The sequence below is a fragment of the Escherichia sp. 10290 genome (genome assembly GCF_030295155.1).
GTDB classification, from domain to species: domain Bacteria; phylum Pseudomonadota; class Gammaproteobacteria; order Enterobacterales; family Enterobacteriaceae; genus Escherichia; species Escherichia coli_F.
Genome location: NZ_AP025741.1, coordinates 4220282 through 4240945, shown reverse-complemented (window position 1 = coordinate 4240945; position 20664 = coordinate 4220282). Strand labels below are relative to the sequence as shown.

Here is a 20664-nt window from a genome sequence, read left to right as displayed (position 1 = left end):
GGACTGGCTGGCAAAAATGCCAGCCATCGGCAGGAGGTTAAGACTCTTCCTTACGGTTTCACGTACTCGATAGCATTAACATACCAGCTCGCTTCCCCGGCAGGGGTATTGACCACTGCCAGATCGCCCACTTCTTTTTTCAGCAATGCGCGGGCCATTGGGGAATCGATAGAGATGTAATCTTTACGGCCAAAAATTTCATCGTAGCCGACAATGCGAAAACGGTGAGTCACGCCATCGTCGTTTTCAATCTCCACCCATGCGCCAAAAAAGACTTTGCCTTCCTGTTGCGGGGAGTAATCGACGATTTTGAGATTTTCCATGCATTTAGTGAGATAGCGCACGCGACGGTCGATTTCACGCAGACGCTTTTTATTATACTGATAGTCAGCATTTTCGCTGCGGTCGCCCAGACTTGCAGCCCAGGTCACTTTTTTTGTGACCTCCGGGCGCTCTTCACGCCAGAGATAATTTAGCTCTTGTTTGAGTTTTTCATACCCTTCCCGGGTAACCAGGGGCGTTTTCATCTCGTTGATTCCCTTTGTCTGTTTGATAATGCGCACATTGGGTATAACGTGATCATATCAACAGAATCAATAATGTTTCGCCGAATAAATTGTATACTTAAGCTGCTGTTTAATATGCTTTGTAACAATTTAGGCTGAAATTCATACCAGATTTAGCTGGTGACGAACGTAAGCTTTTTTAAGAATACACGCTTACAAATTGTTGCGAACCTTTGGGAGTACAAAGAATGCAAGAGAACTACAAGATTCTGGTGGTCGATGACGACATGCGCCTGCGTGCGCTGCTGGAACGTTATCTCACCGAACAAGGCTTCCAGGTTCGAAGCGTCGCTAATGCAGAACAGATGGATCGCCTGCTGACTCGTGAATCTTTCCATCTTATGGTACTGGATTTGATGTTACCTGGTGAAGATGGCTTGTCGATTTGCCGACGTCTTCGTAGCCAGAGCAACCCGATGCCGATCATTATGGTGACGGCGAAAGGGGAAGAAGTGGATCGTATCGTTGGCCTGGAGATTGGCGCTGACGACTACATTCCAAAACCGTTTAACCCGCGTGAACTGCTGGCCCGCATTCGTGCGGTGCTGCGTCGTCAGGCGAACGAACTGCCGGGTGCGCCGTCACAGGAAGAGGCGGTAATTGCTTTCGGTAAGTTCAAACTCAACCTCGGGACGCGTGAAATGTTCCGTGAAGATGAGCCAATGCCGCTCACCAGCGGTGAGTTTGCGGTACTGAAGGCGCTGGTTAGCCATCCGCGTGAGCCGCTATCCCGCGATAAGCTGATGAACCTTGCCCGTGGTCGTGAATACTCCGCAATGGAACGTTCCATCGACGTGCAGATCTCGCGTCTGCGCCGCATGGTGGAAGAAGATCCAGCGCATCCGCGTTACATTCAGACCGTTTGGGGTCTGGGCTACGTTTTCGTGCCGGACGGTTCTAAAGCATGAGGCGATTGCGCTTCTCGCCACGAAGTTCATTTGCCCGTACATTATTGCTCATCGTCACCTTGCTGTTCGTCAGCCTGGTGACGACTTATCTGGTGGTGCTGAACTTCGCGATTTTGCCGAGCCTCCAGCAGTTTAATAAAGTCCTCGCGTACGAAGTGCGTATGTTGATGACCGACAAACTGCAACTGGAGGACGGCACGCAGTTGGTTGTGCCTCCCGCTTTCCGTCGGGAGATCTACCGTGAGCTGGGGATCTCTCTCTATTCCAACGAAGCTGCCGAAGAGGCAGGGCTGCGTTGGGCGCAACACTATGAATTCTTAAGCCATCAGATGGCGCAACAACTGGGCGGCCCGACGGAAGTACGCGTTGAGGTCAACAAAAGCTCGCCTGTCGTCTGGCTGAAAACCTGGCTGTCGCCCAATATCTGGGTACGCGTGCCACTGACCGAAATTCATCAGGGCGATTTCTCCCCGCTGTTCCGCTATACGTTGGCGATTATGCTATTGGCGATAGGTGGGGCGTGGCTATTTATTCGTATCCAGAACCGACCGTTGGTCGATCTCGAACACGCTGCCTTGCAGGTGGGTAAGGGGATTATTCCGCCGCCGCTGCGTGAGTATGGCGCTTCGGAGGTGCGTTCCGTTACCCGCGCCTTTAACCATATGGCGGCTGGTGTTAAGCAACTGGCGGATGACCGCACGTTGCTGATGGCAGGGGTAAGCCACGACTTGCGCACGCCGCTGACACGTATTCGTCTGGCGACCGAGATGATGAGCGAGCAGGATGGCTACCTGGCAGAATCGATCAATAAAGATATCGAAGAGTGCAATGCCATCATTGAACAGTTTATCGACTACCTGCGCACCGGGCAGGAGATGCCGATGGAAATGGCGGATCTCAACGCAGTGCTCGGTGAGGTGATTGCTGCCGAAAGTGGCTATGAGCGGGAAATTGAAACCGCGCTTTACCCCGGCAGCATTGAAGTGAAAATGCACCCGCTGTCGATCAAACGTGCAGTGGCGAATATGGTGGTGAACGCTGCTCGTTACGGCAACGGCTGGATTAAAGTCAGCAGCGGCACGGAGCCGAATCGCGCCTGGTTCCAGGTAGAAGACGACGGTCCGGGAATTGCGCCGGAACAGCGTAAGCACTTGTTCCAGCCGTTTGTCCGCGGCGACAGTGCGCGCACCATTAGCGGCACGGGATTAGGCCTGGCAATTGTGCAGCGTATCGTGGATAACCATAACGGCATGCTGGAGCTTGGCACCAGCGAACGGGGTGGGCTTTCCATTCGCGCCTGGCTGCCAATGCCGGTAACGCGGGCGCAGGGCACGACAAAAGAAGGGTAAATAAAACGGGAGGAGAAGGAGCCTCCTGTTTTATTTTGTGCACTCAGTATCTACTGAATGAATACGGTTTCAGACATCGGCACCATACGAAGTAAAGTGTACTGTAAGCTGATTGCAGGCTAGCGTATCCTGATTAGTAAAGGCACACTAAAGGAATAGCTTGATGCAACTTACCAACGAAGAACAAGCACAGATTGCTCGTATAAAAGAAAAAATCCCACGCATTGCCGCACTGGATCCTGAATGTAAGTTATTCGGTTCTGAAGGTTGGAAATATCAATGGCCGAAGCCTGCCAGCGAGGCGGAAATAGCTTCCTGGGAGAAAAAACATAGCGTCACTTTGCCACGGGAATATCGAATTTTTCTTCGCTATATCGCTAATGGCGGTCCGGCACATGCCTACGGTCTTGAATCTTTAGGCGGTACAGATATTTATGGCGATATAACAAAAGAAAGCCCTGTACCGCTTTATATGACGCAGCAGGATGTTGATGTGTTGAATGCTGGCCGTACAGAAGATGATGAAGAATATAGTTTTTTTGACGGCGCATTGACCATTCTCACCCTGGGATGTACTTATGATATTTGCCTGGTGGTGACGGGGCAGTATCGCGGAAGGTTAATGCTGACTGATGGTGATGAAGATTATCCGTTTGATTTTATATATGATAAAAATTTCCTCAACTGGTATGAACGCTGGCTGGACGATTTTATTGCTGGCATGAGTATGAAGGGTTTCGATAGAAGTTTGCCAGGAACGCAAATTCAACTGCGTGAGTGGTTTTTAACTGAGAAAATCCCGGATTTACGTAGATCCATTTTATTCTCGCTATGCCGTTTTCCACAGATAGAACCCGAAACTTTTGCCCTTTGGGAACATGTTTGCCGCACAGAGAATGATAAAGAATTGTGTGAAGAGGCATTCACAAGATTACGCCAAAAAAAAGGTTCTTGTGCTGCAGATATTTTTCGACTCTATTTTACAATGCCAGGTGAATTACGTGATATTGCTATTAAAGATCTCCGTTTTGCCTGTAGAGATAGTGTGGTGAATATTGAGGATTATATTCATTCACTGTTAATAATAATGCCTGAACTTGACGATGACACTCTATCCTCAGCTGTCTTTGCTATACGAGAAACAGAGTATAATAAATATGATACTTTTCTGCCGCTTCTCGAACGTATCACTGATGACCGTCAGCAAACATTATTGTGGGCGATGAGTAAGGCGCCTGATTTCAATGAAAGCCGAGGATTCGTTGAGTTGGTATTACCGCTTTTTGCATCATCAAAGATGGAGAATGTAAGGAAGGCTATTTTGTTGCTCATTGAAGTTAAAGATAATCGTATTCCACCATTGGTTGATGAAGCTGCAACTCGTTTCCCTGAACTGACCATTTTACGAGAAAACTACTATCTCAGGACGTGGGGACATAAGCCATAAATTAATGGTTCAGAAATGATCTAACGCGGAGAAAAATATGATCAGGGAACATATTCAGCAAGCGATAAATAATAGGTTAGCATTTGATGGCCCATTCAATGTTGTTCCTGAACCTGCAAGCACTGCGTTTGATGGCCGGATCCCGACATTGAAAAACGGTGTCTGGCAGAAGGCCAGCCCTATGTTGCAGGCGCGTTTTGCACATTGTGGACGTTGGTTAAGCGCTACACATGGAAGCTGGCTAAGTATAAGTGACATGGAAACGCTTTGGCAGGAACACATAGAAGATACGTTTCTTGATGAAATCAAAATGAATGCTGTAGCTTCAAGTGATAATTGGGATAACCATGCCTTGGGACTATTTCGTTCTCATCGCCTGTCACTTTTTGCCGGTAGTGATTACAGTTATGAAATGGTTTTTCTCCTTTGGCTAGATAGTACCGTTGAGCCAGAGGTCTGGGTTTATGACTGCAATGGGGAATCACGTTATAAAGATCTTAATGATTACCTGAATGCATATATTAATGATGACGTAAGCGCCTGTGAGCGCTCCTGGCGAGTAGAATGAATAGCCCCCCTTGCCCCTTTGATCCACAAACCGCACATTACCTCGGTACAGTGCAAATCCACTACAGCCCAACCACCTTCAACGCTGCCGTTAAGCATTATACCTGTTACATTAAAAAGCGTTTTAAAGGGTTTAAATGGGGAATTGGAACCGCTGGCTTATTGGCTATATTGCCCATGATCCCACAATGGTTGAAACCTTCTCATGACTTTAAACTCAACGCAATCAGTACGTTAATTCTTCTATTAATGTTGCCACTCCTCTTATCAATGTTCCTGTTAATCAGCAGAAGAATTAACGATTTTAAGTCAAAAACAAAGCAAGTTACTTTTACGAAACCCGTGCGTTATGCGTTTTATTTCGAGGGGATTGTTTTTTATGAATCTCATCAGCAGGGCATACTTCGCTGGGAAGATTTGTATAGCATTGACTATGAAGAAGATTATTTGTGGCTTTTTCTGCATTTACCGAAGAGTTTTCCCAGAGAAGCGACGAAAGCGTTTTGCGATATTTTCATTCCCGCCAGCGCGATAAAAGCGCAGCCTGAACTGGATACGTTTTTTCGTGAAACACGCCACTCGCTGGATTATCTGTTTGTCCCGTTTAATTCTGACAGAAAATAAAAAATCCCCCGTATCTGGTGAAACGGGGGATTTCGTCGCTTAACTTATCGGATTACAGTTTTGGACCAGCCGCTACCAGCGCGGCACCCGCAGGGGTGTCGGTGTATTTATCGAAGTTGTCGATAAACAGTTTCGCCAGCGTTTCAGCTTTTTCCTGCCACTGTTCCGGAGAAGCGTAGGTGTTACGCGGATCGAGGATTTTAGTGTCTACGCCCGGCAGTTCAGTCGGGATCGCCAGGTTAAACATCGGCAGAGTGAAGGTTTCTGCGTTATCCAGCGAACCGTTGAGGATAGCGTCGATAATGGCGCGGGTATCTTTAATGGAGATACGTTTGCCAGTACCGTTCCAGCCAGTGTTAACCAGATATGCCTGCGCACCCGCCGCTTGCATACGTTTCACCAGCACTTCTGCGTACTGAGTTGGGTGCAGCGACAGGAACGCCGCGCCGAAGCAAGCGGAGAAGGTTGGCGTCGGTTCGGTGATGCCACGTTCAGTACCGGCCAGTTTGGCGGTGAAGCCAGAGAGGAAGTGGTACTGAGTTTGATCGGCAGTCAGGCGAGAAACCGGCGGCAGCACACCAAAGGCGTCTGCGGTCAGGAAGATAACTTTAGTTGCGTGGCCCGCTTTGGAAACCGGTTTAACGATGTTATCGATGTGATAGATCGGATAAGAAACGCGGGTGTTCTCGGTTTTTGAACCATCGTCAAAATCGATAGTGCCATCTTCACGTACGGTGACGTTTTCCAGCAGCGCATCGCGACGGATAGCGTTGTAGATTTCAGGTTCCGCTTCTTTCGACAGCTTGATGGTTTTCGCGTAGCAGCCGCCTTCGAAGTTAAACACGCCGTCGTCATCCCAGCCATGCTCGTCATCGCCAATCAGGCGACGTTTCGGGTCGGTGGAAAGGGTGGTTTTACCGGTGCCGGAAAGACCAAAGAACACCGCAACATCGCCTTTCTCGCCAACGTTGGCGGAGCAGTGCATAGAAGCGATACCTTTCAGCGGCAGCAGGTAGTTCATCATTGAGAACATCCCTTTCTTCATTTCGCCGCCGTACCAGGTGCCACCAATCAGCTGCATGCGCTCGGTCAGGTTAAACGCCACGAAGTTTTCGGAGTTCAGACCCTGTTCTTTCCACTGCGGGTTAGTGCACTTCGCACCGTTCATAACGATAAAGTCTGGTTTGAAACCTGCCAGCTCTTCATCGCTCGGGCGAATAAACATGTTTTTGACAAAATGCGCCTGCCAGGCCACTTCGGTGATGAAACGGACGGAAAGACGAGTATCCGGGTTCGCACCACAGAAAGCGTCGACAACGAACAGACGTTTGCCGGAAAGCTGTTTGGTCACCAGGCCTTTAAGATGCTGCCAGGTTTCCGGAGAGAGAGGTTTGTTGTCGTTCTTACCTTTGCCTTTATCAGCCCACCAGAAGGTATCGCGAGTGGTATCGTCACGGACGATATACTTATCTTTTGGTGAACGACCGGTGAAGATCCCGGTATCGACGGCAACGGCACCCAGATTAGTTAACACCCCGCGCTCATAACCTGTCAGGCTCGGATCGAGCTCTTCCTGATACAGCAGGTCGTAGCTTGGGTTGTAAACGATATCATGTACGTCACTGATACCATAAGCCTCGAGTTCTTGCGGGGTCAAACCATTGTTAACGCGCATTTCACTGCTCCTTAGCCAATATGTATTGCCTGAATAGTAAAGTCTTTTTGGGGGTGTTAACCGCGACAAGGCTCATAGATTTACGTATCTGGAGAAATTCATATTTGACAAAAAACTCCGTGATTCCTGTCACGAAACGGTTGCTATTATCGCAGAAATAGCATTTTAGGTGTGGAAAATGTTCTTAAAAGGTTAAATCTTGGTTTATATGGCGGGAATATTGTGAGTGGAATCGCATTCCTGAATGAAATTGATGCAAATTCAATCAGTAAAGTATCGATTCACCACGCTAACTTTTTTTGATTATTTTCTGAAAAAAGCAAAATAGTACTGCCCGGATGCGATAATTAATCCACCTTTTGATTCTGGATAACTAACATGGATAACGTTGAACTTTCACCCGCAACACGCTGGGGGATGATTGCTACCGGATTACTTCAGGGTCTAGTTTGCTACCTACTGATCGCCTGGCTTTCCGGAAAAAATCACAGTTGGATTGTTTATGGCGTGCCTGCGACCGTCGCGTTTTCATCCGTTTTACTCTTCTCCGTGATCTCCTTTAAACAGAAGCGCCTTTGGGGATGGCTGGCGCTGGTGTTTATTGCCACGCTGGGAATGAGCGGCTGGCTGAAGTGGCAAACTGATGGCATGAACCCCTGGATAGCTGAAAAGGCGCTTTGGGATTTTGGTTGCTATCTGCTGCTGATGGCAATGTTGTTGCTACCGTGGATACAACAAAGCCTTCGCATCCGCAATGACAGTAGCCGCTATCGCTATTTTTACCAGTCAGTATGGCATAACGTACTTATATTACTGGTGATTTTTCTCGCCAATGGCCTGACGTGGCTGGTACTTTTACTGTGGGGCGAGTTGTTTAAACTTGTTGGCATCACGTTTTTCAAAACGCTCTTTTTTGCAACCGACTGGTTTATTTATCTCACGTTAGGTCTGGTTACCGCACTGGCGGTGATCCTCGCGCGTACACAGTCACGTTTAATCGACTCTATTCAAAAGTTGTTCACGTTAATCGCCACGGGGTTGCTGCCGTTAGTATCATTGCTAACCCTGATGTTTATCATCACCCTGCCGTTTACGGGCCTGAGCGCGATTTCTCGCCACATCTCCGCCGCCGGGTTGCTGTTGACGCTGGCCTTTTTGCAATTGATTTTAATGGCTATTGTCCGCGATCCGCAAAAAGCGTCACTTCCCTGGACGGGGCCGTTGCGTTGCCTGATTAAAACCGCTCTGCTGGCTGCTCCGCTGTATGTGTTCGTCGCCGCCTGGGCGTTATGGCTGCGGGTCGCTCAGTACGGCTGGACTGTCGACCGCTTGCAGGGCACGCTGGCGGTGCTGGTGTTACTGGTATGGTCGCTGGGGTATTTTGTCAGTATCGTCTGGCGTAAAGGGCAAACCCCTCTTGTTCTTCAGGGCAAAGTGAACCTTGCGGTTTCGTTATTGGTGTTGGTAATACTGGTGCTTCTTAATTCGCCGGTGCTGGATAGTATGCGCATTAGTGTGAACAGTCATATGGCACGTTATCAGAGCGGCAAGAACACGCCAGATCAGGTAAGTCTCTACATGCTCGAACAGAACGGTCGCTATGGACGTGCGGCGCTTGAGTCGCTGAAAAGCGATGCCGAGTATATGAAAGACCCGAAACGCGCACGGGATCTGCTGATGACGTTAGATGGAGAGCAACATCTTCAGGAACAGGTATCGGAAAAAGTATTAGCCGAAAATGTGTTAATTGCCCCAGGCTCTGGCAAACCGGATACGGCATTCTGGTCGGCCTTAATCCAGGATCGCTATAACGTGATGACCTGTATTGAAAAAGACGCCTGCGTACTGGTCGAGCAAGATCTGAATAGTGATGGTCAGGCGGAGCGGATCCTGTTTGCTTTTAATGATGACAGAGTCATTGTCTATGGCTTTGACTCAGATAGAAAAGAATGGGACGCGCTTGATATGAGTTTACTTCCGAACGAAATAACGAAAGAAAAATTACTCACAGCTGCGAAGGATGGAAAGCTGGGGACGAGGCCGAAAGCGTGGCGCGATCTGACGGTAGATGGTGAAACGCTAGAAATAAACTTAAGCAAATGACAATGCTTTTATCGGATACGACGCTTTATCTTACCAACAATAACTTGCGAATTATTGCGTAGGCCTGGTAAGCGCAGCGCATCAGGCCATTACGTCGTAAAATCCGGCAGAGCACTCTCTGCCGGACATACTCATTAATGAACTTGCGGATCTGCCGGAGACGCGTTGTTGCGGATTTCAGCAATATCCATCGCATTGAACAGATAGTGGTTACCGCAGTAATCACAATGCATGTCAATTTCGCCATCTTCCGCCAGGATACTATCGACTTCTTCATCCGGCAGCGTTTTTAGCGCGTCGGCGCAACGTTCACGCGAACAGGTGCATTTGAACTCCACATCCTGCGGATCGTAAACCGTCACCTCTTCTTCGTGATACAAACGCCACAACACTTCGTTTGCCGGTAAGGTCAGCAGTTCTTCGGTTTTGATGGTTTCGGTTAGCGTTGCCAGGTGGTCAAAGTCGTCCTGCTGGGCATTTTGCGCAGGCATTACCTGCAACAACATACCGCCTGCAGCCGGTTTGCCGTCTACGTCGCCGGTGCGAATAAACAGGCGCGTCGGCAGCTGTTCAGAACGCATAAAGTAATCTTCCAGGCAGGCCGCCAGGGTATCACCTTCCAGACCCACCACGCCCTGATAGCGTTCGCCTTTGCTCGGAGTAATGGTGATCACTACGTAACCATTGCCCACTAGCGTTTTCAGGTCGGCATTTTCTGGAATTTCGCCCTGCACGCGCGCCACACCGCGCATCTGCTGGTTGTTGTTACCATTAATAACCGCCAGATTCATCGGTCCGTCGCCTTGCAGTTGTACGGTGATATCACCATCAAACTTCAGCGTAGCGGTTAACAGGCTGGTCGCAACCAGCAGTTCTGCCAGCACGTTTTTAACGGGCTGCGGATAATCGTGATTCTCAAGGATCTGTTGCAGGGTTTCCGAAACGGTTACCAGTTCGCCGCGTACGGCAAAGTTTTCAAACAGATAGCGATGTAATTGGTCATGTTGCGGCATAATCATCTCTCTTGCAGGTGACAGTTATTCACTGTCGCCGTGTTTAAATCGTAACAGGTCGCGGCGCTCTTTTTTGTCCGGGCGTCGGTCCGGGTGCGGCATGGTTAAGGCATTAAGTTTACGTGCCAGCGCCATTTTTTCGCGTTTCTCTACACTTTCTGCAGTCTCTTCATACAGCAAGACTGCCTCGCTGGCGGGGCGACGCTGTTCAGTAATCGCCTTTACAATCACCGTTCGTTCGTCATTTCCCTGGCGCAGAGTGAGCGTGGCATTCAGCTCGACGATTTTGCTTGGCTTGCTGCGCTGCCCATTGTAGTGCACCTTACCGCCTTCGATCATTTCGCGGGCCAGCGCGCGGGTTTTATAAAAACGGGCGGCCCATAGCCATTTATCCAGTCGAACCTCAACAGCAGGTTTTTCTTTCATGGCGTCTCCTTCACATTAGCGAGGGGATCAGGCGGCGGTAGTCATTCAGTGACGGATGGTGCTGATACTGTTTCTCGGCAATCCCGGAGTCAGGATTAGTCACGCCGAGGCAGTAACGAATACCAAATTGTGCGGCAGCATCGAGAATCGCTTCGCTGTCATCAATAAACAGCGTTCTTTCAGCTTTCAGACCCGTAGCTTCGGCCACCGCATGCCATAACCGCTGATCCTCTTTCGGATAACCAAATGTGTGGGTGGAAAGTAATAAATCAAGGTGTGCGTCCAGACCGGTATGCTCAAGTTTTACCGCCAGGTTATGCGGATGAGCATTGGTGAGCAAAATTCGTTGCTTACCACTGGCTTTCAGTGCCTCAAGAAACGGAATGGTATCTTCACGCAGCACGGCACGCGGTCCCATCTCAGTGGTCATCGCACAGATATCCAGACCCAGTTGCTCACTCCAGTAATCAAGACAGTACCAGTTTAGCGTATGCTGCACGTCGTGATATTGCTGGCGCATATAGTCCATCGCTTCCTGTGGTGTGACCCCGTTTTTCGCCCCCCATGTTTCAGGCACCAGCTTTTGCCAGAAATAGTTATCGAAGGCGAGGTCGAGCAACGTACCGTCCATATCCAGCAGAACGGTATCTACGTCCTGCCAGGCAATGTTGATATGCATGAGGGAAATCTCCAGAGTGAAGCAATTTGCGCGACAGGGTAGCATAACCTGCCGCGCAAACGTGTTATTCGATAAGGCTTTCTGAAGGGGTGATCAGTTGCGGGTTCAGGCAGCTTTCATAATAGGCCTGAATCTCCATCATGCGAGTGCGATGACGCTGGTAACGACGCCATGCCTGTACGCCATTATAGATGGTGCTGCCCAGCATCGTCAGTAGCAAAAGTGTGGTGCTGAGATAGCGCCACAGGCCGGAACGATCCGGGATCGGATGAAGGCCTATATGCTGCGTACCATTGGCGTCGGTGAAGATTTTTGTGACGATGCCTTCGGCGTTAAACGGTGTATGCATCAGCATTTGCGCCAGTTTCTGGAAAGCGTTCCACTGTTCTTGCGGCGGGTAGTCGTAAAGTGATGTTGAAGGCCAGGGTTGATCAACAAAATCGCTGCCTTCGTCGCTGACAATCAGGAATCCGCCGGGGGCCGGACTGTTTAGTGATTGTGCCGCTCGCGCCGTTTCATGCGTGATAAACGGCGCGGTGGAGGTCGCCACCAGGTTATCCAGCGATTCCGCACTCACTGGGCGTAATAACACATTCACGCCATCGAGTTTCCCGGCGTTAGCGCGTTTAACCAGCGCGTCCCAGTCTTTACTGTTGCCGAGATTGACCAGCGCATTTTTCAGTCGCACACAATCATCTTTGGCAGAACAAAGATCCGCTGTCTTCAGTACGATATCGCCAAAATCATCAAGCAATACCATGCCGGATTTTTGAATTGCTGAACGTAATGAGGCGCTGACGCGAGATTCATCTTCCGGCTTTGGATGTAACTGGCGGTTAACTGCTTCGGTCAATGCCGTCGCTTTGTTGACCAGTTCAGATTCCGGTAATGGTAATGAACGGGCGTCATTCCAGATGATCTGCGAGCAGTCAAACGGTAAAAAAGGTGAGTTGGTTTTCGCGCTCCAGGTACCGGAAGTGCGAATATTACACATTCCCGTACCGCTAATACGCAATGTATCGCCAACCCGCACGCCAGCGTCAGCCAGTTGTTTCACGCTGGTGGCTTCAATGGTCTGCGCGCCTTTCATCCACGAGAGGGTGAATTTCAGCGGCATATCCAGCGGGATCCAGAATAACAGCATAAACAGCACCAGTAGCGAGCCCGCAGCGATAATCGTACTGCGCAGCCAGTGCTGTAACGGAAAGTTTTTTACTTCATCATGCAGCGAAAGATATCGCCCCTGACGCACTACGTGGCGGTCGAGATAGATATCGATATCGGTTTGTTGGCCGAGATCCTGAGCAATGTAGGGCTGCCAGTGTGCGGGATAGACCAGGTCGATAATACCGAGTGAAATATTGTTGATCTGTTCCTGATCGTTTTCGCCAAACAATCCCCAACGACGGGGTGTACCGCGCAGACAATGAATTTCCCGCAGGGAGGATTTTGCCGGGGGCGCGAATAGCCCCCACAGTCCTGCGCCCAGCAGCAGTAACGCGCCGCCTGCCAGCCACGGAACAAATACATCCGGGGTAATCAGGCAGAAAAAGAACATCAGGAAGGAGGCGACAATCAGCAACGCTTCGCGCAGCCCGCGCGGACGACTTAGCGCATACTCTTCGTGCGTTTCTTTGCGAATATTGAGTAGCTCGATTTGCTCACTCTCTTCCCCGCGAATAGACGCCTGTGTTGACGGAACAGGTTGCAAGGCATAGCCGCGAGTTTCCTGCATGTACTCCTGCAGCGTATGACCGTTTAGTGAAATAACCAGCGGCAGCGAATCGGTATGAATCAGTTCAACGCTATTCTCATCGTTGATGTACTGCTCCCAGAAAGGGGGCAGGTGGACTTCTACCGAATCGAGGTAGTAACGCCATTTATTCGGATCGTCGGTAGAGATGCCGTAACGCGTGATAGCGTGTGTCAGCATCATGACGTTGTTGCTTTCGGCATTCAGCGCCAGAGAGACCGGTGCCGCGCTGGCTCCCGTTGGGCCAGGCACCTGTAATACCTGCGTCAGGCTCTCAAGATAATTTTCAACGGCGCTACGTTCTTCAGGTGTGAGTTTACGCGTTTGCGCATCCGCGAAGGCGTTGGTCCAAGGCAGCTGACGCCGTCTGGATCGCACTTTTATCAGCCATCCCGCAAGTAGTGAGCAGGCCAGCAAAGCAGCTAAAAAAATCACAATGGTGCTCATGCTTTCCCCATCTTACTTAGTCTGTCAGGCGTGGTCAGTCGCACCGGACACAATACATGATTCTGCGGTTGGCTATCGGCAAGCGTGGAGTTTAACTTGAGCATCATTAAGCACATCACAGTAACCGCTGATCATAGCAAACCCTCTGAAGGCGGAATATCAGCAAATTCCTGGAGTTATTTCAACCTATTGACTTTTAATTTGATTTGAGGATGATTATTTAATAAGTTACATAAATGTAAATAACATGCAATTCACATTGCCGAAAGCGTGTCCGATATCGCACAATAACCGCTGATTTCACAGCATAGATCCCACGATGAGCAAATCATTACAAAAACCCACCATTCTGAATGTTGAAACTGTAGCCCGTTCACGACTGTTTACCGTCGAAAGCGTGGATCTGGAGTTCAGCAATGGCGTGCGGCGTGTTTATGAACGAATGCGTCCAACCAACCGGGAAGCGGTGATGATTGTGCCGATTGTGGACGATCACCTGATCCTGATCCGCGAATACGCAGTGGGAACGGAATCCTACGAATTAGGTTTTTCGAAAGGATTAATTGATCCGGGTGAAAGCGTCTACGAAGCCGCTAACCGCGAGCTAAAAGAAGAGGTTGGATTTGGTGCGAACGATCTGACTTTTTTGAAGAAGCTCAGCATGGCACCGTCTTACTTTTCCAGCAAAATGAATATCGTGGTAGCGCAAGATCTCTACCCGGAATCGCTGGAAGGCGATGAGCCAGAGCCGCTACCACAGGTGCGCTGGCCGCTGGCGCATATGATGGATTTGCTGGAAGATCCTGACTTCAACGAAGCACGTAATGTCAGCGCACTGTTCCTCGTGCGCGAGTGGTTGAAGGAGCAGGGGCGAGTGTAAATGCGTGAAGTTTGCCTGATGCACAATGCTTATCAGGCCTGCGAGACTCCTGCAATATATTGATTTTTCTCGATATTTTCAGACGGATAACGTGTTCACGCCGTATCCGGTATAAATAAAGTGACACTTTGTCAGCAAACAGAAAAAGGCGCCGAAGCGCCTTTTTAATCAGAACAATTCCTGTGCCTCGCCATTATCGATAATGGTCGTTCCCACCTCGTGCACCGCCTGTTGTGTCGGCTGTGTACCTTCGATGAAATACTCTTCGCGGCTGTTGCCACCATTAGCTAACTGCCCGGTGCTGCGATCGATATTCACCGTCACAATACCCGGCGGCGGCGTCAGCGGCTGTTCCGGCACGCCTTCAAGAACGGCTTTCATATAAGCGTCCCATGCAGGCTGGGCACTCTTGGCACCGCCTTCGTAACCTGAGATCTGATCTTTAATCGCTCCGGAAGCCGTTGTATGACCGAGATTACGACGGTGATCATCAAAGCCAATCCAGACCGAGGTCACAACGCCCGGACCGTAACCCGAAAACCACGCATCTTTCGAACTGTTAGTGGTACCGGTTTTCCCGCCGATATCGCGACGCTGCAAATCACGACCTGCACGCCAGCCGGTACCCTGCCAGCCTGGCTCACCAAAGATATTGGTGTTCAAAGCACTCTTAATCAGGAATGCCAGCGGAGTGTTGATGACGTGCGGTGCGTACTCCTGCGCGCCAGTCTTCGCGACTAACGCCTGATTCGCCTGCTCCAGCTGCGGCATTGGTACAGAAACATTCTGCTGCTCGCGGGAGATAGCGACATCTTCAACATCGTTATTTTCCAGCACGTTCGATTTCTGCGTATCACCGTAAATCACCGGAATATCGCATTCCGGGCAGGCTACTTTCGGTTTCGCTTCGAAAATCACGCCGCCCTGATCGTTTTCAATTTTGCTGATAAACCACGGGTCCACCAGGAAGCCGCCGTTCGCCATTACCGCGTAGCCGCGCGCCACCTGCATTGGGGTGAAGGACGCTGAACCCAGCGCCAGCGATTCGGTGTGGACAATGTTTTGCGCCGGGAAGCCGAAGCGTTGCAGATATTCTGCAGCGTAGTCGACGCCCATCGCCCGCATTGCGCGTACCATCACCACGTTTTTCGACTGGCCCAGTCCCTGACGTAAGCGAATTGGACCGGCATACTGTGGTGGTGAGTTCTTCGGCTGCCAGTCAGAACCGGCACCTGCATCCCAGCGGGAAATTGGCACATCGTTCAACATACTTGCCAGCGTCAGACCTTTATCCATCGCCGCGGTGTAGAGGAACGGTTTGATGTTGGAACCTACCTGACGCAGTGCCTGGGTGGCGCGGTTAAACTTGCTCTGATTGAAATCAAAGCCACCGACCAGCGCCATAACGGCACCGTTTTGCGGATTGATCGACACCAGCGCCGAGTTCACTTCCGGCACTTGTGCCAGCCACCATGCATCGCCAACCTGACGAACCCAGATTTGCTGACCCGTTTGCAGAACATCGGTCACTTTACGCGGCGTCGGTCCCTGCTGAGTATCCGAACGGTAAGGACGCGCCCAGCGAACGCCTTCCATACTCAATGCGACGGTCGACCCGTCCGCCAGCATCGCCGTCGCTTCCTGAGGATTGGCGCTGGTGACTGCGGCAGGCAGCAGCGGACCATAGGTCGGCAGCGCCTTCAGCGTATCGGTAATCTTGTTGTTATCCCACGCCGATTCGCCCACTTTCCACAGCACATTTGCCGGGCCGCGATAGCCGTGGCGCATGTCGTAGTCCAGCACGTTATTACGTACCGCCTGCTGTGCGGCCTGCTGCACTTTGCGGGTGATGGTGGTGTAAATGCGATAACCGTCTTCATAGGCACTTTCGCCATAACGGTTATACATCTCCTGGCGCACCATTTCGCTCAGGTACGGCGCAGAGAAAGCAATCTCCGGCGCGTGATAGTTAGCGTTAATCGCCTCAGTGCGTGTCTGATCGAACTGTTGTTGGGTGATATACCCTTCATCCAGCATCCGCGACAGTACGACGTTACGCCGCGCGACGGCACGATCCATTGAGTAGAGCGGATTAAAGGTGGAAGGCGCTTTCGGCAGCCCGGCTATCACCGCCATTTCGTTCAGCGTCAGTTGGTCGACCGTTTTACCGAAATAGACTTGTGCCGCAGCACCGACACCATAGGCGCGGTAACCGAGGTAAATCTTGTTCAGATAAAGCTCGAGGATCTCGTCTTTCGTCAGCAACTGTTCAATGCGAATCGCGAGGAAGACTTCCTTAATCTTACGCATCAGCGTGCGTTCTGGACTGAGGAAGAAGTTTCTCGCCAGCTGCTGGGTAATGGTACTCGCCCCTTGTGACGCGTGGCCGGAGAACAGCGCCACACTTGCCGCACGGAAGATCCCCACCGGGTCAACGCCGTGATGCTCGTAGAAGCGGCTGTCTTCCGTCGCGATAAAGGCTTTCACCATCTCCGGCGGGATTTGATCCAACGTAACCGGGATACGACGTTTCTCACCGTATTGAGCAATCAGCTCGCCATCGGCGCTGTAAATCTGCATCGGAATTTGCAGGCGAACATCTTTTAATGTCGCCACATCCGGCAGTTGTGGCTCGATGTAGCGGTATAGGCCATAAATCGAGCCTGCTCCCAGCAGAATGCAACAGACTGCAAGGATCAAAAAATACTTTACGAACTTCACTGGAAATTTCCCATTTAGTTTCATTTGGGCAGTTTATAAACAAACGCGCGGTAGTATAAAGGCAAGCCAGACGCATTGATATACCCGTCAGAGTGACGGGTGATAAGGAGATCATCACAATGGCATTTAAGATCTGGCAAATTGGTTTGCATTTACAACAGCAAGAAGCGGTGGCGGTTGCGATCGTGCGGGGCGCAAAAGAATGCTTTTTGCAACGCTGGTGGCGGTTGCCGCTGGCGAACGACATAATCAAAGATGGGCGGATTGTCGATGCACAGCGGCTGGCTAAAACGTTGTTACCGTGGAGTCGCGAACTGCCGCAGCGTCATCACATTATGTTGGCGTTTCCCGCCAGTCGCACATTACAGCGGTCATTTCCGCGCCCGTCGATGTCCCTTGGTGAGCGGGAGCAAACGGCCTGGCTGTCCGGGACGATGGCCCGCGAGCTGGATATGGATCCGGACTCCCTGCGCTTCGATTACAGCGAAGACTCACTCAGTCCCGCCTATAACGTGACTGCCGCGCAAAGCAAAGAGCTGGCAACGCTGCTTACTTTGGCAGAAAGGTTGCGTGTTCATGTTAGTGCGATCACCCCGGATGCCAGTGCATTACAGCGATTCCTGCCTTTTTTACCTTCTCATCAGCAATGTCTGGCCTGGCGTGATAACGAACAGTGGCTGTGGGCGACGCGCTATAGCTGGGGGCGCAAACTGGCGGTGGGGATGACTAGCGCGAAGGAGCTGGCGGCAGCGTTATCCGTTGATCCCGAAAGCGTCGCGCTATGTGGCGAAGGCGGATTTGACCCGTGGGAGGCGGTTTCTGTTCGTCAGCCGCCGCTACCGCCGCCAGGTGGAGACTTTGCCATCGCGCTGGGGCTGGCGCTAGGGAAGGCGTACTGATGAACCCGCCAATTAATTTTTTGCCCTGGCGACAGCAACGCCGGACCGCTTTTCTTCGTTTCTGGTTGCTGATGTTCGTTGCGCCTCTGCTGCTGACCGTCGGGATAACGCTAATATTGCGTCTGACAAGCAACGCCGAAGCTCGCGTAGATGCCGTTTTGCTTCAGGCGGAACAACAACTCGCCCACAGCTTACAAATAACGAAACCACGTTTGCTGGAGCTCCAACAAATTCGTGAGCAGCGTTTGCAAAGGCAGCGCCAGCGACAATTTACCCGTGACTGGCAATCTGCGCTGGAAGCACTGGCGGCGCTTTTACCCGAGCACGCCTGGCTGACAACGATAAGCTGGCAGCAGGGAACGCTGGAGATCAAGGGGCTAACAACAAGCATTACCGCGTTAAACGCGCTGGAAACGTCACTCCGCCAGGATGCTTCTTTTCATCTCAATCAGCGGGGGGCCACGCAGCAGGATGCGCAGGGACGCTGGCAATTTGAGTATCTGTTAACAAGGAAGGTTAGCGATGGACATGCTCTTTGACTGGTGGTTCGCCACATCACCCCGCCTCCGCCAGCTTTGCTGGGCATTCTGGTTGATGATGTTAGTTACGCTCATTTTTCTGTCATCGACACACCAGGAAGAGAGCGACGCATTAATTCGACTACGGGCAAGTCATTACCAGCAGTGGGCCGCACTGTATCGCCTGGTAAACACCACTCCCTTCAGTGAGGAAAAAACGCAGCCCTTTTCGCCACTGGATTTTCAGTTATCCGGCGCGCAACTGGTTTACTGGCATCCATCCGCGCAGGGAGGTGAGTTGGCGTTGAAAACGCTGTGGGAAGCAGTGCCGTCGGCATTTACACGGCTGGCAGAGCGCAACGTCAGCGTGAGCCGTTTTTCGTTAAGCGTGGAAGGTGATGACCTTTTGTTCACGCTACAACTGGAGACGCCGCATGAGGGTTAAACGCTGGTTGTTGGCAGGTATTGCATTGTGCCTTTTAACCGGTATGCGTGACCCTTTTAAACCGCCGGAAGATCTATGCCGGATTAGCGAACTTAGCCAGTGGCGCTATCAGGGGATGGTAGGGCGAGGCGAGCGCATCATCGGTGTAATAAAAGATGGGCAAAAAAAATGGCGACGGGTGCAGCAAAACGATGTGCTGGAAAACGGCTGGACGATCTTACAGCTAACGCCAGACGCACTAACGCTGGGAACCGGGACAAACTGCGAACCGCCACAATGGTTGTGGCAACGGCAAGGAGATACAAATGAAGCAATGGATAGCCGCACTACTGTTGATGCTGATACCCGGCGTACAGGCGGCAAAGCCGCAAAAAGTGACGCTGATGGTGGATGACGTTCCGGTAGCTCAGGTGTTGCAGGCGCTGGCTGAACAGGAGAAGTTGAACCTGGTGGTGTCGCCAGACGTCAGCGGTACGGTGTCGTTACATCTAACAGATGTTCCCTGGAAGCAAGCACTACAAACTGTAGTGAAAAGCGCCGGACTGATAACGCGTCAGGAGGGCAACATTCTCTCGGTGCATTCCGTTGCCTGGCAGAATGACAATATCGCCCGTCAGGAGGCGGAGCAGGCGCGGGCGCAGGCAAATCTGCCGCTGGAAAATCGCAGTATAACCCTGCAATACGCCGACGCGGGAGAACTGGCGAAAGCGGGGGAGAAGCTACTGAGTGCCAAAGGGAGTATGACCGTCGATAAACGCACCAATCGCCTTTTGCTGCGAGATAACAAAGCGGCGTTAAGCGCGCTTGAACAGTGGGTAGCGCAAATGGATCTGCCGGTCGGGCAGGTTGAGCTGTCGGCGCATATTGTCACCATTAATGAAAAAAGTTTGCGTGAGTTAGGCGTGAAATGGACGTTGGCTGATGCGCAACAAGCTGGTGGCGTTGGGCAAGTCACCACGCTTGGCAGCGACCTCTCCGTAGCGACGGCGACAACGCATGTCGGTTTTAACATTGGACGCATCAACGGACGTTTACTGGATCTTGAGCTTTCCGCGCTCGAACAAAAACAGCAGCTGGATATTATCGCCAGTCCGCGTCTGCTGGCCTCACATCTTCAGCCTGCCAGCATTAAACAGGGGAGCGAAATTCCATATCAGGTTTCCAGCGGGGAAAGTGGCGCGACGTCGGTGGAATTTAAAGAGGCCGTCCTGGGGATGGAAGTTACGCCCACGGTGTTACAAAAAGGTCGCATCCGGCTGAAATTACACATCAGCCAGAACGTTCCGGGGCAGGTGCTACAGCAGGCCGATGGCGAAGTGCTGGCGATTGATAAGCAGGAGATCGAAACGCAGGTCGAGGTCAAAAGCGGAGAAACGTTGGCGCTGGGTGGCATTTTTACCCGTAAAAATAAATCGGGTCAGGATAGCGTACCGTTGCTTGGCGACATTCCCTGGTTCGGGCAATTATTTCGTCATGACGGAAAAGAAGATGAACGACGCGAGTTAGTGGTGTTTATCACGCCACGACTGGTTTCCAGTGAGTAAACAGCCGTAAAAGCGGTAATGTTTTTACGCTGAACGTGTTTCATCTATTTGACGCGCGCAGGTATTTAGCATACAAGGAGTACCGATTTGAGAGTTGGTG

The 20664-nt window shown here is 51.1% G+C and carries 19 protein-coding genes; 12 read left to right on the top strand and 7 right to left on the bottom strand.

Translation table 11 applies throughout. The annotated features are described in order from the left end of the window. Positions 1-50 precede the first annotated feature (50 nt). Positions 51-527 carry a transcription elongation factor GreB gene (gene greB, locus QUE74_RS21505; RefSeq protein ID WP_000856744.1) on the bottom strand — a complete coding sequence of 159 codons (477 nt, stop codon included), beginning with the start codon at positions 525-527 and terminating at the stop codon, positions 51-53. A gap of 227 nt (positions 528-754) precedes the next feature. Here greB and ompR point away from each other — a divergent pair, with 227 nt between their 5' ends. The 5 genes from ompR (at position 755) to QUE74_RS21480 (ending at position 5461) form a co-directional block, all read left to right on the top strand. Beyond that, positions 755-1474: an osmolarity response regulator transcription factor OmpR gene (gene ompR, locus QUE74_RS21500; protein ID WP_001157751.1), complete on the top strand. Its 720-nt coding sequence runs from the start codon at positions 755-757 to the stop codon at positions 1472-1474. Continuing rightward, positions 1471-2823 (top strand): two-component system sensor histidine kinase EnvZ, encoded by a 1353-nt coding sequence (envZ, locus tag QUE74_RS21495; RefSeq protein WP_001253705.1) that lies wholly within the window; start codon positions 1471-1473, stop codon positions 2821-2823. Before ompR ends, envZ begins: the two co-directional genes overlap by 4 nt. 163 nt (positions 2824-2986) lie before the next feature. Next, positions 2987-4270: an SMI1/KNR4 family protein gene (locus QUE74_RS21490; protein WP_001177604.1), complete on the top strand. Its 1284-nt coding sequence runs from the start codon at positions 2987-2989 to the stop codon at positions 4268-4270. A 37-nt stretch (positions 4271-4307) separates the two neighbouring features. Next, the gene (locus QUE74_RS21485; RefSeq protein WP_000617564.1) at positions 4308-4838 is read left to right on the top strand and encodes a hypothetical protein; all 531 of its coding nucleotides are present in this window, start codon (positions 4308-4310) and stop codon (positions 4836-4838) included. 50 nt (positions 4839-4888) lie between these two features. Then, a complete protein-coding gene (locus QUE74_RS21480) occupies positions 4889-5461 on the top strand; it encodes a hypothetical protein (protein WP_248698354.1) in 573 nt (190 codons plus the stop codon). Between the two features lie 52 nt (positions 5462-5513). Here QUE74_RS21480 and pckA read toward each other — a convergent pair whose 3' ends face one another. Continuing rightward, positions 5514-7136 (bottom strand): phosphoenolpyruvate carboxykinase (ATP), encoded by a 1623-nt coding sequence (gene pckA / locus QUE74_RS21475; RefSeq protein WP_001298201.1) that lies wholly within the window; start codon positions 7134-7136, stop codon positions 5514-5516. A gap of 378 nt (positions 7137-7514) precedes the next feature. Between pckA and QUE74_RS21470 the strand changes: the two genes are divergently transcribed. Further along, on the top strand, positions 7515-9239 hold the full coding sequence (locus QUE74_RS21470; RefSeq protein WP_000370869.1) for a DUF4153 domain-containing protein: 1725 nt from the start codon (positions 7515-7517) through the stop codon (positions 9237-9239). A 134-nt stretch (positions 9240-9373) separates the two neighbouring features. Here the strand turns inward: QUE74_RS21470 and hslO are convergent, their stop codons facing one another. The 4 genes from hslO to igaA form a co-directional block, all read right to left on the bottom strand. Continuing rightward, positions 9374-10252, bottom strand: a complete 879-nt coding sequence (hslO, locus tag QUE74_RS21465) for an Hsp33 family molecular chaperone HslO (RefSeq protein ID WP_001361008.1) — start codon at positions 10250-10252, stop codon at positions 9374-9376. A 24-nt stretch (positions 10253-10276) separates the two neighbouring features. Then, positions 10277-10678, bottom strand: a complete 402-nt coding sequence (hslR, locus tag QUE74_RS21460; protein WP_000660487.1) for a ribosome-associated heat shock protein Hsp15 — start codon at positions 10676-10678, stop codon at positions 10277-10279. Between the two features lie 10 nt (positions 10679-10688). Beyond that, entirely contained in the window at positions 10689-11357 is a 669-nt protein-coding gene (yrfG, locus tag QUE74_RS21455) for a GMP/IMP nucleotidase (RefSeq protein ID WP_001353628.1), read from the bottom strand. A 64-nt stretch (positions 11358-11421) separates the two neighbouring features. After that, the gene (gene igaA, locus QUE74_RS21450; protein ID WP_000104562.1) at positions 11422-13557 is read right to left on the bottom strand and encodes an intracellular growth attenuator protein IgaA; all 2136 of its coding nucleotides are present in this window, start codon (positions 13555-13557) and stop codon (positions 11422-11424) included. A 319-nt stretch (positions 13558-13876) separates the two neighbouring features. On the opposite strand from igaA, the gene nudE reads away from it, so the two are divergent. Continuing rightward, on the top strand, positions 13877-14437 hold the full coding sequence (gene nudE / locus QUE74_RS21445) for an ADP compounds hydrolase NudE (RefSeq protein ID WP_000045742.1): 561 nt from the start codon (positions 13877-13879) through the stop codon (positions 14435-14437). 168 nt (positions 14438-14605) lie between these two features. Here nudE and mrcA read toward each other — a convergent pair whose 3' ends face one another. Further along, positions 14606-17158: a peptidoglycan glycosyltransferase/peptidoglycan DD-transpeptidase MrcA gene (gene mrcA, locus QUE74_RS21440; protein WP_001301905.1), complete on the bottom strand. Its 2553-nt coding sequence runs from the start codon at positions 17156-17158 to the stop codon at positions 14606-14608. Between the two features lie 119 nt (positions 17159-17277). On the opposite strand from mrcA, the gene hofM reads away from it, so the two are divergent. From hofM to hofQ, 5 genes are read left to right on the top strand one after another with little or no spacing between them, the layout of a single operon-like run. Then, entirely contained in the window at positions 17278-18057 is a 780-nt protein-coding gene (gene hofM, locus QUE74_RS21435; protein ID WP_001354999.1) for a DNA utilization protein HofM, read from the top strand. Continuing rightward, complete coding sequence (locus tag QUE74_RS21430) at positions 18057-18596, top strand: PilN domain-containing protein (protein ID WP_001069344.1); 540 nt, start codon at positions 18057-18059, stop codon at positions 18594-18596. Before hofM ends, QUE74_RS21430 begins: the two co-directional genes overlap by 1 nt. Continuing rightward, positions 18580-19020, top strand: a complete 441-nt coding sequence (gene hofO / locus QUE74_RS21425; RefSeq protein ID WP_000367369.1) for a DNA utilization protein HofO — start codon at positions 18580-18582, stop codon at positions 19018-19020. Before QUE74_RS21430 ends, hofO begins: the two co-directional genes overlap by 17 nt. Beyond that, positions 19010-19414 (top strand): DNA utilization protein HofP, encoded by a 405-nt coding sequence (gene hofP / locus QUE74_RS21420; RefSeq protein WP_001264139.1) that lies wholly within the window; start codon positions 19010-19012, stop codon positions 19412-19414. Before hofO ends, hofP begins: the two co-directional genes overlap by 11 nt. Beyond that, entirely contained in the window at positions 19326-20564 is a 1239-nt protein-coding gene (gene hofQ / locus QUE74_RS21415; RefSeq protein WP_000815999.1) for a DNA uptake porin HofQ, read from the top strand. The genes hofP and hofQ overlap by 89 nt, the downstream gene beginning before the upstream one ends. Positions 20565-20664: the final 100 nt, after the last annotated feature.

Bases quoted from the DNA above. Each gene is read 5' to 3' on its own strand.
- greB (WP_000856744.1), bottom strand. From the start codon at position 527: ATGAAAACGCCCCTGGTTACCCGGGAAGGGTATGAAAAACTCAAACAA.
- ompR (WP_001157751.1), top strand. From the start codon at position 755: ATGCAAGAGAACTACAAGATTCTGGTGGTCGATGACGACATGCGCCTG.
- envZ (WP_001253705.1), top strand. From the start codon at position 1,471: ATGAGGCGATTGCGCTTCTCGCCACGAAGTTCATTTGCCCGTACATTA.
- QUE74_RS21490 (WP_001177604.1), top strand. From the start codon at position 2,987: ATGCAACTTACCAACGAAGAACAAGCACAGATTGCTCGTATAAAAGAA.
- QUE74_RS21485 (WP_000617564.1), top strand. From the start codon at position 4,308: ATGATCAGGGAACATATTCAGCAAGCGATAAATAATAGGTTAGCATTT.
- pckA (WP_001298201.1), bottom strand. From the start codon at position 7,136: ATGCGCGTTAACAATGGTTTGACCCCGCAAGAACTCGAGGCTTATGGT.
- QUE74_RS21470 (WP_000370869.1), top strand. From the start codon at position 7,515: ATGGATAACGTTGAACTTTCACCCGCAACACGCTGGGGGATGATTGCT.
- hslO (WP_001361008.1), bottom strand. From the start codon at position 10,252: ATGCCGCAACATGACCAATTACATCGCTATCTGTTTGAAAACTTTGCC.
- hslR (WP_000660487.1), bottom strand. From the start codon at position 10,678: ATGAAAGAAAAACCTGCTGTTGAGGTTCGACTGGATAAATGGCTATGG.
- yrfG (WP_001353628.1), bottom strand. From the start codon at position 11,357: ATGCATATCAACATTGCCTGGCAGGACGTAGATACCGTTCTGCTGGAT.
- igaA (WP_000104562.1), bottom strand. From the start codon at position 13,557: ATGAGCACCATTGTGATTTTTTTAGCTGCTTTGCTGGCCTGCTCACTA.
- nudE (WP_000045742.1), top strand. From the start codon at position 13,877: ATGAGCAAATCATTACAAAAACCCACCATTCTGAATGTTGAAACTGTA.
- hofM (WP_001354999.1), top strand. From the start codon at position 17,278: ATGGCATTTAAGATCTGGCAAATTGGTTTGCATTTACAACAGCAAGAA.
- QUE74_RS21430 (WP_001069344.1), top strand. From the start codon at position 18,057: ATGAACCCGCCAATTAATTTTTTGCCCTGGCGACAGCAACGCCGGACC.
- hofO (WP_000367369.1), top strand. From the start codon at position 18,580: ATGGACATGCTCTTTGACTGGTGGTTCGCCACATCACCCCGCCTCCGC.
- hofP (WP_001264139.1), top strand. From the start codon at position 19,010: ATGAGGGTTAAACGCTGGTTGTTGGCAGGTATTGCATTGTGCCTTTTA.
- hofQ (WP_000815999.1), top strand. From the start codon at position 19,326: ATGAAGCAATGGATAGCCGCACTACTGTTGATGCTGATACCCGGCGTA.